Annotated in this window: 9 protein-coding genes and 1 pseudogene; 7 read left to right on the top strand and 3 right to left on the bottom strand. The window is 69.9% G+C overall.

Annotation, left to right across the window (positions count from 1 at the left end; all coding sequences use genetic code 11):
- Nucleotides 1-54: 54 nt before the first annotated feature.
- Genes ACFFNX_RS21750 through ACFFNX_RS21760 form a run of 3 tightly spaced genes read right to left on the bottom strand, consistent with a single transcriptional unit; the run spans nucleotide 55 to nucleotide 3121 of the window.
- Nucleotides 55-1113, bottom strand: a complete 1059-nt coding sequence (locus ACFFNX_RS21750) for an ABC transporter ATP-binding protein (RefSeq protein WP_378205135.1) — start codon at nucleotides 1111-1113, stop codon at nucleotides 55-57.
- Nucleotides 1114-1121: 8 nt separating this feature from the next.
- Nucleotides 1122-2294 carry an ABC transporter substrate-binding protein gene (locus ACFFNX_RS21755; protein ID WP_378205138.1) on the bottom strand — a complete coding sequence of 391 codons (1173 nt, stop codon included), beginning with the start codon at nucleotides 2292-2294 and terminating at the stop codon, nucleotides 1122-1124.
- A complete protein-coding gene (locus tag ACFFNX_RS21760) occupies nucleotides 2291-3121 on the bottom strand; it encodes a sirohydrochlorin chelatase (RefSeq protein WP_378205141.1) in 831 nt (276 codons plus the stop codon). The genes ACFFNX_RS21755 and ACFFNX_RS21760 overlap by 4 nt, the downstream gene beginning before the upstream one ends.
- A gap of 390 nt (nucleotides 3122-3511) precedes the next feature.
- On the opposite strand from ACFFNX_RS21760, the gene ACFFNX_RS21765 reads away from it, so the two are divergent.
- The 7 genes and pseudogenes from ACFFNX_RS21765 to ACFFNX_RS21795 form a co-directional block, all read left to right on the top strand.
- Nucleotides 3512-6349: a sensor histidine kinase gene (locus ACFFNX_RS21765; RefSeq protein ID WP_378205143.1), complete on the top strand. Its 2838-nt coding sequence runs from the start codon at nucleotides 3512-3514 to the stop codon at nucleotides 6347-6349.
- Entirely contained in the window at nucleotides 6349-6753 is a 405-nt protein-coding gene (locus tag ACFFNX_RS21770) for a roadblock/LC7 domain-containing protein (RefSeq protein WP_285632749.1), read from the top strand. The genes ACFFNX_RS21765 and ACFFNX_RS21770 overlap by 1 nt, the downstream gene beginning before the upstream one ends.
- Nucleotides 6754-6888: 135 nt before the next feature.
- Nucleotides 6889-7251, top strand: a complete 363-nt coding sequence (locus tag ACFFNX_RS21775) for a DUF742 domain-containing protein (protein ID WP_329238865.1) — start codon at nucleotides 6889-6891, stop codon at nucleotides 7249-7251.
- A complete protein-coding gene (locus ACFFNX_RS21780) occupies nucleotides 7232-7846 on the top strand; it encodes a GTP-binding protein (RefSeq protein WP_378205148.1) in 615 nt (204 codons plus the stop codon). Before ACFFNX_RS21775 ends, ACFFNX_RS21780 begins: the two co-directional genes overlap by 20 nt.
- Nucleotides 7847-8338: 492 nt before the next feature.
- Nucleotides 8339-8809 (top strand): nucleotide exchange factor GrpE, encoded by a 471-nt coding sequence (locus tag ACFFNX_RS21785; protein WP_378205151.1) that lies wholly within the window; start codon nucleotides 8339-8341, stop codon nucleotides 8807-8809.
- A 1-nt stretch (nucleotide 8810) separates the two neighbouring features.
- A complete protein-coding gene (locus tag ACFFNX_RS21790) occupies nucleotides 8811-10394 on the top strand; it encodes an Hsp70 family protein (RefSeq protein ID WP_378205154.1) in 1584 nt (527 codons plus the stop codon).
- Between the two features lie 23 nt (nucleotides 10395-10417).
- Nucleotides 10418-10824: pseudogene (locus tag ACFFNX_RS21795) on the top strand (hypothetical protein); the annotation flags it as partial.

The following is a 10824-nucleotide window of genomic DNA, read 5'->3' on the forward strand; positions in this document are numbered from 1 at the left end:
CGCCACGATGAGGGGACCGCGGCGTGACGGTCGGCCGGACCCGCCGACCGGGTGTCACATCGGACCGGTGATGGAGAACTCGTGCTCCCGCCGCCATGCGAGCCTGACCCGGGCGTCGCGCAGCTTGAGCACGTCCATCGATGAGGCCTGCAGATTCTGCTGCACGGCCACCAGCCGGCCGCCCGCGTCGAGGTCCACGACGAATCGGGTGGCCGCCCCCGCGTAGACGACCTCCGCGACCGTGCCGGTCGCGGAGTGCTCGTCCGCGCGCAGTTCCGCGTCGAGCCGTGTGTCGACGCGAAGCTTCTCCGGGCGGACGCTGTAGACGCCCTCCCGGCCGAGGATGTCGAGGGCCGCCTGACCCTCGATGAGGTTGGAGGTGCCGACGAAGCCCGCGACGAACGACGACGCCGGCCGTTCGTACACCTCGGCGGGCGTGCCGATCTGCTCGATCCGGCCCGCGTTGAACACCGCGATGCGGTCGCTCATCGTCAGGGCCTCCTCCTGGTCGTGCGTGACGAACAGGAAGGTGATGCCGATCTGCCGCTGGATGGCCTTCAGCTCGACCTGCATCTCCTCGCGGAGCTTGAGGTCGAGCGCGCCGAGCGGCTCGTCGAGCAGGAGGACCTTGGGCCGGTTGACGAGGGCGCGGGCGAGCGCGACACGCTGACGCTGGCCGCCGGAGAGCTGGCCGGGCTTGCGCTTGTCATAACCCTCGAGACGAACGGTCCGCAGGGCCTGGAGCGCGCGCTCGCGGCGCTCCTTGGCGGGCACCTTCTTGACCTTCAGGCCGTACTCCACGTTGGCCAGGACGTTCATGTGCGGGAAGAGCGCGTAGTCCTGGAAGACCGTGTTGACGTCGCGGTCGAAGGGCGCCAGCCCGGTGACGTCACGCCCGCCGAGGCTCACGCGCCCCGCGGTCGGCGTCTCGAAGCCGGCGATCATCCGCAGGACGGTCGTCTTGCCGGAGCCGGACGGGCCGAGCATCGCGAAGAACTCACCGTCGCGCACGTCGAGGTCAACGCCGTCGACCGCGGCGACCTCGCCGAAGACCTTCCGGACTCCGCGCAGGCTCACCGCGGCCGACACATCGCCGCTCACGTCAATCGTCATGTCACTCGTCAACCCTTGATCTGCGACCACATGTCGGTCCATTTGGAGTAGTCGACACAGACCGCGCCGCGCGAGTCGCCGCAGTCCGCTACCGGAGTCTTCCAGAAAGCCAAGCGCCGGTAAAAATCGACGTCGTTCGCATGGAATTCGGCGCAGAAACCTTTCGCGGCGTACTGACATGCCTTAGGATTCGCCGGCGCTTCGCCGAACCACTGGGCGACGGCGGCCTGGATCTTGGGCGCGCTGATCCAGTTCATCCACTTGTACATGCAGTTCGGGTGCTCCGCCCGGGAGCTGATCATCCACGTGTCCGACCAGCCGGTGGCGCCCTCCTGGGGGATCGTCGTGCCGATCGGCGCGCCCTCGGACTTGGCGAGCTGCGCCGTCACCTGCCAGGCGGTCCCCGCCCAGTTGTCGCCCGCCTTGAACGACTGGATCTCGTCGAGATAGTTCGACCAGTACTGGTTCACGTTGGGGCGCTGCTGCTTCAGGAGGGCGACCGCGGCGTCGAACTGCTCCTGCGTCAGCTCGTACACGTCGGTGATCTTCAGGTCCGGCCGGTGCGCCTTGAGGTAGAGCGCGGCGTCCGCGATGTAGGTCGGCGAGTCGTAGTCGACGACATGGTCGGCGGCCGGTGACTTCGGGTCCCAGACGATGCTCCACGACGTGGGCTTCTGGCTGATCTTGTCGGTCCGGTACGTGAGGTAGTTCGCGCCATAACCGTGCGGCACGCCGTACATCTGGCCCTTGACCGAGTTGTACGGTTGGTTGCGCAGGTACGTAGCGATATCGCCGTAGTTGCGCAGCAGGTTGGTGTTCACCGGGGCGACCGCGCCGCCGTAGATGAGCCGCAGCGAGGCGTCGCCGGAGGCCGAGACACCGTCGTACTGCCCGGTGTTCATCAACGCGACCATCGAGTCGGACGTGTCGGCCACCTTGGCGTTGACCTTGCAGCCGGTCTTGCGCTCGAAGGGGGTGACCCAGTCGACCTTCTTGTCCGTCGAGCCGTTCTCGGCGTAACCCGCCCAGACGACCAGGTTCAGGTTGCCCTCGGACGCGCCGATCTCCTGCTGCATGGCGACCTTCGGCGCCTCCGCCTGCCGGCCGGAGTCGGAGTCCGACCCGCACGCTCCGACCGCGAGAACGAGTGCCACCGCGCAGGCGAGCCTCGTCAGCTTCATTCCTGCACCTCACCGATGAACGGTTCCATCGCCACTTCGTAACGGAGATTGACAAGCCGGACCACCGAGCCGTGCGCGCCGAGGGGCGCACCACAGCCGAGGCCGGCCTCGGCCGCGAGCTTGGCGAGCTGCTCATGGTCGAGTTCCGGGCCGATGATGTACGGGGCCACGGCGATCCGCTGGGCGCCCGCCTCACGGAGGCGCGTCACCGCCTCCGCGACCGTGGGGGGCCCGTCGACCGCGGCGGCGACCACCGGGACCGCGAGCCGGGCGGCGAGCAGAACGGCCGTCATGTCGGCCTCTCGCGCGGCATCGCCGCCGCCGACCGCGGCCACGATCACGCCGTCGGTCGCGGCACCGATGCTGAACTGCCGGATGCGGTCCGCTCGGGCCAGTCCGGCGTCCGCGAGCCGTACGTGCAGGGCCTCGGCGAGAAGAGGGTGCGGGCCGAGCGGGTCGGTGACGACGACTTGGTCCGCCTTCACCCCCGCCTCGTCGATACCGGCCTTGATCTGGGCGTACGTACGGGCATGCGGGCCGGTGATCAGGGGCACCACCACGGCGGCGCGGTCCTCGGGCAGGCCGCGCACCACGTCGGTGAACGTGGAGTCGAGGAGCCCTACCCGAACGTCGAGTTCGGTCCGCGCGGTGCGAGTGGCCGACGCGATCTCCTCGGCGATGTCCGGGTCCTTACCGGGAGCCGCCAGCACGAGGACGGGGGCGTCCGGCGGAAGGTCTGCGGACGCCGGCCGGCGGTGTCGCCCGCTGGGCAACGATGAGCGCCCGCGTACAGGGAGCGTCTCCGGGGGCTGGTCGTCATAGATCACGATGGCGGAGTCTAGAGGTTGTCATAGCGGCTCGTGGGGCCCTTGTGGCCGAACGTCCGATATTTGTGTCTCGGGCGGACCGCTGCCCGGGGGTCCGATACATGCCGTGTCACCAGGCATTATCTGCGCTGCTGACCGGCTGTTTCGGCCGTGCCGCAAACGCTCGTTAGGGACATATTTACGGACATGGTCGGGCTTTAGACCCGTGCGTAGTAGAGTCCTCCGCGTTCGCTTGGGTGCCCCTCCGTCATCGGTGTCCCCTCCGTCTAACTGAAAGTCGAGCCTGTCGCGGTGCAATCTAAGGACCGTCGAGTGGGATCAGATGCCAGTCAGCGTCCGTCCAGGTTCCAGGCCGGCCGCGTTTTCCGTTCAGTCCGCTTCAAGATCGTCTTGCTGCTGATCGTACCCCTCGTGTCGCTGAGCACGCTGTGGGCGTTCGCGGCGAGCATCACGCTGGGCGACGGGTTGAACCTGCGCCATGTGAACACCATCCAGGACCACCTCGGGTATCCCTCCGGCGCGCTGGGCAGCGCTCTGGAGCAGGAACGACGGCTGTCCATGGTCTTCCTCGGCAGCAAGTCGGACAGCGACCGGGCGGCGATGGAGTCCGTGCGGCTCGTCACGGACCGTCAGGCGGAACAGTTCCGCCGCCTGGCCGTCGACAAGAACACCCAGAACGTGGTCAGCGCCCAGTCGCGCGAGTGGACCAAGGAGATTCTGGGGTATCTGGACAGCCTCCCGGCCCGGCGCAAACAGGTCGACAACCGCGCCACCACCCGCGCCCAGGTCTTCACCCGCTACACCAGCGTCATCTCCACGATCAACCAGCTGCAGGCCTCGCTCGCGACCCTGAGCGACCCCGGGGTGACCAAGGACGCCGGCACGGAGGTCTCGCTGGCCCAAGCCCGTGAGGTGCTCTCGCAGGAGGACGCGCTGCTGTCCGGCGCGCTCGCGGCGGGCCGGCTCACCTTCAGCGAGCACGTGCAGTTCACCAAGCTCGTGGGCACCCAGCACAACCTGTACAACGACCTGCTGCCCGACCTGCGCCCCAACGACCGCGCCCTCTACCAGCGGATCATCTCCACCCCGGAGTACGCCCGGCTCGAGTCGCTGGAGAACCGCTTCACCGACCACATGCCGATGTCCGCGCCGAAGCCCCCCATGGGCGGCATGCCGAGCACGAACACGGCGACGTCCAGCCCGCAGATCACCGCCGACACGCCGGTGCAGTGGAAGACGACCGTGTCCTCGGTCCTCACCCGCTTCCGCGGCCTGGAGCTGGCCGCGACCTCGGCCGCGAACGACCGCGCCAAGCCGATCGCGAACGGCATCATCCTGCGCGTGGCCCTCGCCGGCGCGCTCGGTCTCGTCGCGGTCATCGCCTCGCTGATCCTGTCGCTGTGGGTCGGCCGCTCGGTCATCCGCGAGCTGACCGGGCTGCGGCGCGCGGCCCTCGACCTCGCCAACGAACGGCTGCCCGGCGTCATCCGCCGGCTGCGCCGCGGCGAGGACGTCGACGTGGCCGCGGAGGCGCCGCCCCTGTCGTTCAGCACCCGCGAGATCGACCAGGTGGGCCAGGCCTTCAACGCGGCACGGCGCACCGCCATCCAGGGCGCGGTCGAGGAGGCCTCGCTGCGCCGCAGCATCAGCGACGTCTTCTTGAACCTGGCGCGCCGCAACCAAGCACTCCTGCACCGCCAGCTCAGCCTGCTCGACACGATGGAACGCCGGATCGCCGAACCGGACGAGCTGGATGACCTGTTCCGCCTCGACCACCTCGCCACCCGCATGCGCCGTCACGCGGAAGGCCTGATCATCCTCTCCGGCCAGGCGCCCGGCCGAGGCTGGCGCAACCCGGTGCCGGCGGTCGACGTCGCCCGCGCCGCCGCGGCCGAGGTGGAGGACTACGCACGCGTCACCGTCACCACGATGCCGCAGGTGGCCATCGCCGGAACGGCCGTCGCCGACCTCATCCACCTGCTCGCCGAGCTGATCGAGAACGCCACGCTCTACTCCCCGCCCGACACGACCGTGCAGGTCACCGGGCAGGTCGTCGCGCACGGCTTCGCGATCGAGGTGGAGGACCGGGGCCTGAGCATGGACCCGGCCGCGCTGGCGGAGGCCAACGAGAAGCTGTCCCGTCCGCCGGACTTCGACCTGTCCAACAGCGCACAGCTCGGCCTGTTCGTCGTCAGCCGGCTCGCCCAGCGGCACTCGATCCAGGTCACGCTCCGCACGTCGCCGTACGGCGGGACGACCGCGATCGTCCTGCTGCCCGACGGCATCGTGGTGCGCCCCGGCGAGCAGGGAGAGCTGGAGTCCGGCGGCCGGCTCGCGGTGACCCGCCGCGGCGAGGACGCGCTGGTGCCCATCGGTGCCATCGGCCCGCCGTCCTTCGGCGACCGGGGCAGCGGCCCCGAGACCGGGCCGATGCCGCTGACCGGCGGGGGCGATCGACCTCCGCTTCCGCAGCGTCACAACGGCGCCCCCTTCAGTCCCTCCTCGCCGAACACGCCCTCCTACGACGCGGGCGGGCCGAGCAACGGTTCCCACCCGGCGCCGCAGGACACCGGCGCGTTCGGTCCCCCCGCGTTCGGCACGGCCACGAACTCCTTCGGCACCGGGCCGACGGACCCCTACGAGACGGACCGGCGCGGGACCGGACACGACCCGGCGCCGTACGAGACGAACGCCTTCGACTCCGGCCACCCGGGCTCGCCGTCCTTCGGCGGCGGGTACGGATCGGACAGCGGTTACGGGTCGGACAGCGGATATGGGTCGGACAGCGGATATGGCTCCGGCTCCGACACCGGCCGCTGGAACGTCCCGTCGACGACCGAGGACGACGGCGGACGGCCGTCGCTGCCGCGGCGCCACGCCGAGCCGGCCATGCCGGACCCGGCGGCCGGGCAGCGCCGTTCGCTGTTCGAGCCCGCGGACGAGCCGTCCGCCGAGACGCCCGGTCCGGCTCCGGAGGAGCCGTACGCGTCCGCCCCCTCGGCGGACCCGCAGAGCGGCTCCGGCAAGCCCTCGCTGCCGCGGCGCGTGCGCCAGGCGAGCCTGGCGCCGCAGCTGCGGGAAGAGGCCGAACCGATCGGTGAGGCCTCGAGCGAAGAACGTTCGCCCGAGGAGCTCCGCACGATGCTGAGCTCCATCCAGAAGGGCTGGCTGCGCGGTCGCTCGGACGCCGAAGACACCGCCACCGGCCACGAAGAGGAGGACATCTGATGTCAGCGGGTTCTGCGGGGGAACTCAACTGGCTGCTGGACAATCTCGTCAACCAGGTCGCCCAGGTGCACCAGGCGGTCGTGCTGTCCAGCGACGGTCTGCTCGTCGGAGCGTCGACGGGCCTGACGCGTGAGAACGCCGAGCATCTGTCGGCGGTCGCGGCCAGCTTCCAGAGTCTGGCGCGCAGCGCCGGACGGCAGTTCGGTGGCGGCGCCGTGCGCCAGACCATCGTTGAGATGGACCACGCCTTCCTGTTCGTCACCGCCGCCGGGTCCGGGGCGTGCCTCGCCGTGCTCGCCGGCTCCGACGCGGACGTCGGCATGATCGCGTACGAGATGGCGATGCTCGTCAAGCGGGTGGGCCAGCACATGTCCACGCTCCCCCGCTCGGCCGTGGAATCGTGACGTCGGATGAGCGATCACACAAAGACGGCGGTGCCGGCGCGGCGACGCCGGGCCATCGATCCGAGAGGCAGACGCGGGCCCCGGGACGCGACGGACCCGGTTCCCCCGCGCGCGGCCTGCGGGCGGGGCGGTTGAATGAGCGAATGGCTCGACGACGAGGCCGGGCCGGTCGTCCGGCCGTACGCACTGACGAGGGGCCGTACACGCTCGTCCCGAGAGGGCTTCGAGCTGATCGCCATCATCGCGACGGCCGCCACCTCGCAATTCGCACCCGCCGGAGCCGGGCCGGAGCACATCGCGATCCTCGAGATGTGCGTCCGGCCGCTTTCCGTGGCCGAGATATCGGCGAGGATGAAACTTCCCCTCGGCGTTGTCCGGGTGCTGCTCGGTGACCTACTGGACCACGGGCTGATCGCCGTCAGACGGCCCGAGCCGGACAATCGTCTCCCCAATGAACGGCTTTTGAAGGAAGTGCTGAATGGACTCCAAGCGCTCTGACCCCTCGCGGGGCGCTGCCATGCCGCTCGCCGTGAAGATCCTGGTGGCGGGCGGATTCGGTGTGGGCAAGACCAGCATGGTCGGCGCGGTCAGCGAGATCCGGCCGCTGCGGACCGAAGAACAGCTGACCGACCGCAGCGTCGGCGTCGACGACGTCTCCGGCGTCGAGCGGAAGACCACGACGACCGTGGCGATGGACTTCGGCCGCATCACGATCCGCGACGGCCTGGTCCTGTACCTGTTCGGCACGCCCGGTCAGGACCGGTTCTGGTTCATGTGGGACGAGCTCGCGCTGGGGGCGCTCGGCGCGGTCGTGCTGGCCGACACCCGGCGTCTCGCCGACTGTTTCCCCTCGATCGACTACTTCGAGCGCCGCCGGCTCCCGTTCATCATCGGGGTCAACTGCTTCGACGGCGCCGTCCGGTACGACACCGAGGAGATCCGGGCGGCACTGGACCTGGACCCGAAGATCCCGGTCATCCTGTGCGACGTGCGCAAGCGGGAGTCCGGCAAGCAGGTGCTGATCACCTTGGTGGAGCACGTGCTGGAGGTCATGGCCGAGCGCCAGCGGCAGCCCGGCGCCGCCCTCCGCTAGGGGGTGTTTCACAGGCCCGCCCTCCGCGGCCTGTGAAACACCCTTTGACGGTTGCTGGGCGGGGTCGGCGGCGCGGTGCGCCGCGGCCGCCGCGCGGCGCCCGGGACGACGGGGATGAGAACGGCCGGGGTCCGCGAACAGCGAGATGGCCGTACATCGATTTTCAACTGGGGGCGCGGCCGTTCATCGCACCGGCCCATCGCAGAGACGGCGTGCCCGATCGATGCCCTTCTGTCACATTCAGGCGTGATTTGGAAGTCAGCGCGGGGTCAAGGCTCGCCGACAAGGGTGTTCGCCAGAGCCAAGTGAAGTGCCGATAAGGCTGGTGTCCGCATCCGGGCATGGACACAATGGGACTGGCGAGTTCGCTCACTCAGAGTTATGGTGCGAGATCCAATGCCCGAAGACCCCTCTTCCCCCAAAGACGGGACCACGCCCCCGCCGGCCTCCGCCGACGGGGCGATCGCGGCATCTCTCACGCAGATACACAGTGTGCTGGCCGACCTGGCGAGGACGGCGGGCCGCGCGCACGACCGGGCCGCACACCGTGAGCACGTCATCGACCGGCTGCACGAGGAGAACGGGCGGCTGCGGCACAACGAGCTGCAGGCCGCCTTCGAGCCGGTGCGCACATCGCTCTACCGCCTCTATGACCTGGTCCGGCGCGAGTCGGAGCGGGAGAGCGCGGACCCAGCACACACACCCAAGCTCCTGGCGGCGATCGCCGACGAGCTGGCCGAGACCATCGCGCGGACGGGGGTCGAGCGCATGCCCGTGCACGAGGGCGACCCGTTCGATCCGGCACGGCACCGCCCTGCCGCAACGCGCGATGTGGACGACGCCGACCTGGACGGCACCGTCGTGTCGGTCCAGCGCACCGGCTTCGTCCGCGGCGAAAAGGTCGTACGACGGGCCGAGGTGATCGTCGCCCGAATGGCGGCCGACCCGGTCGGAGGGGATTGACATGGCTGTCTACGGAATCGATCTGGGCACGACCCATTCCTGCATCGCACGCATCGGCGACGTCGGCCGTCCCACCGTTCTGCGCAACATGGAGGGCACCGACACGACGCCGTCGGTCGTCTACTTCGAGTCCGCCGACAACGTCGTGGTCGGCGCCCCGGCGAAGGACACCGCCGTGCTCTCCCCCGACCTGGTGGTGAGCCTGATCAAGCGGGACATGGGCCACGAGGTCACGCGCGAGCTGCACGGCCGCGACTACTCCCCCGAGGAGATCTCCGCGTTCGTGCTGCGCAAGCTGGTCGCCGACGCGACGGCCACCACCGGCGAGGACGCCGGCGACGTCGTCATCACCGTGCCCGCCTACTTCGGCGCGGCCGAGCGCGACGCGACCCGCAAGGCCGGCCACATCGCCGGGCTCAACGTCATCGACATCATCTCCGAGCCGGTCGCGGCCGCGATCACCTACGGCGTGCTCAACCCCGACCAGGACCGCACGATCCTGGTCTACGACCTCGGCGGTGGCACCTTCGACACCACGGTCATCACACTGCGTGACGGCGACATCGGGGTCGTGTGCACCGACGGCGACCACGAGCTGGGCGGCGCCGACTGGGACGCCCGCCTGGTCGAACACCTCGCCGAGCGCTTCGCCGAAGAGCACCCCGACGTGAGCGACCCGCTGGAGGACCCGCACACCGAGCAGCAGCTCCGGCACGACGCCGAGGAGGCGAAGAAGGCCCTGTCGCTGCGCACCCGGCACGTCGTCCGCGTCATGCACGAGGGCCGGGTCGCCACGGTCGAGCTGACCCGCGACAAGTTCGAGGAGATCACCAAGGACCTGCTCGACCGCACCATCGAGATCACCGGGCGCACGCTGGCGACCGCGGCCGAGAAGGGCGTCAAGGACTACGACGACCTGGTGCTCGTCGGCGGCTCGACCAAGATGCCCGCGGTGCCGCAGCGCCTGGCCAACGAGCTGTCGCTCAAGCCGAAGCTGCAGGACCCCGACCTCGCGGTGGCCAAGGGCGCGGCGCTGTACGCCTTCGAGGAGACCTACCGCCAGCTGCTGGCCAAGGGCGAGACCGAGAAGGCCCTCGACCTGGCCTCGCGGGCCGGCCTGTCCGAGGCCGAGCAGGAGCGCATGGCGTCCCGGCAGATCACGACGGTCGCCTCGCGCGCCTTCGGAGTGATCGCGCTGGACCCGGTGACCGAGCAGGAGCACGTCGTCCACCTCGTCCACGTCAACGACGCGCTACCCCGCGGCAAGTCCCGCGAGTTCGGCACCGTCGAGGAGGACCAGACGATCGTCAAGATCATCGTGGTCGAGCAGGCGGGCAGCGCCGAGTCGACCGAGGTCGCGCACAACAACCCGATCGCGGACGGCGAGTTGAAGATCCCCCCGGGTAAACCGGCGGGCTATCCGATCGAGGTGACGTTCGCCCTCGACACCTCCGGACTGCTGCACGTCACCGCGGTCGAGAAGGAGACGGCCGAGGAGCTCAAGCTCGACGTGCGCGTCGGCGGGATGTCCGAGGACGACGTGCAGGAGTCCCGTACGGACCTGGCCCACGTACGCGTGGACTGAGAGACTGAGGCACTCCGGCTCACATGGTCTTCGACGAGCAGCGCTATGTCCGCGAGGTGCTGGAGCCCGCCCGGGCGGCCGGCAACCAGCCGCCCGACGACCTGCGTGTCCGTTATGCCCTGGTCGAGCCGCTCAACAGCCGCGAGGTGGCCGAGAGCCTCAAGCGGGTCCGGATGTGCTGGCGCAAGTCACGCGGGCAGTTGCGCTTCCGCCGGCTCATCGACCGGCTGGAGGGTGACCATCTGAGGCTCGCGCCGCTGTTCGAGCGGGCCGTGCTCGGCGATCTGGCCCCGTTGCGCGCCGAGCTCACCACCACCGCCGACCGGGCCGGCCGGCGCCGCGAAGAGCTGCGCACCCGGCTGCTGGACCCCGCCGGGGAGATGAGGACACTCGCCCCCGGCGACCTGCGCGAGATCGGCGGCGAGGCGGC

The organism is Actinoallomurus acaciae (genome assembly GCF_042429965.1).
Classification (GTDB): Bacteria; Actinomycetota; Actinomycetes; order Streptosporangiales; family Streptosporangiaceae; genus Actinoallomurus; species Actinoallomurus acaciae.

What these genes read in the sequence shown, in the direction of transcription:
- ACFFNX_RS21750 (WP_378205135.1), bottom strand. Translation starts at nt 1,113, where the DNA reads ATGACGATTGACGTGAGCGGCGATGTGTCGGCCGCGGTGAGCCTGCGC.
- ACFFNX_RS21755 (WP_378205138.1), bottom strand. Translation starts at nt 2,294, where the DNA reads ATGAAGCTGACGAGGCTCGCCTGCGCGGTGGCACTCGTTCTCGCGGTC.
- ACFFNX_RS21770 (WP_285632749.1), top strand. Translation starts at nt 6,349, where the DNA reads ATGTCAGCGGGTTCTGCGGGGGAACTCAACTGGCTGCTGGACAATCTC.
- ACFFNX_RS21775 (WP_329238865.1), top strand. Translation starts at nt 6,889, where the DNA reads ATGAGCGAATGGCTCGACGACGAGGCCGGGCCGGTCGTCCGGCCGTAC.
- ACFFNX_RS21780 (WP_378205148.1), top strand. Translation starts at nt 7,232, where the DNA reads ATGGACTCCAAGCGCTCTGACCCCTCGCGGGGCGCTGCCATGCCGCTC.
- ACFFNX_RS21790 (WP_378205154.1), top strand. Translation starts at nt 8,811, where the DNA reads ATGGCTGTCTACGGAATCGATCTGGGCACGACCCATTCCTGCATCGCA.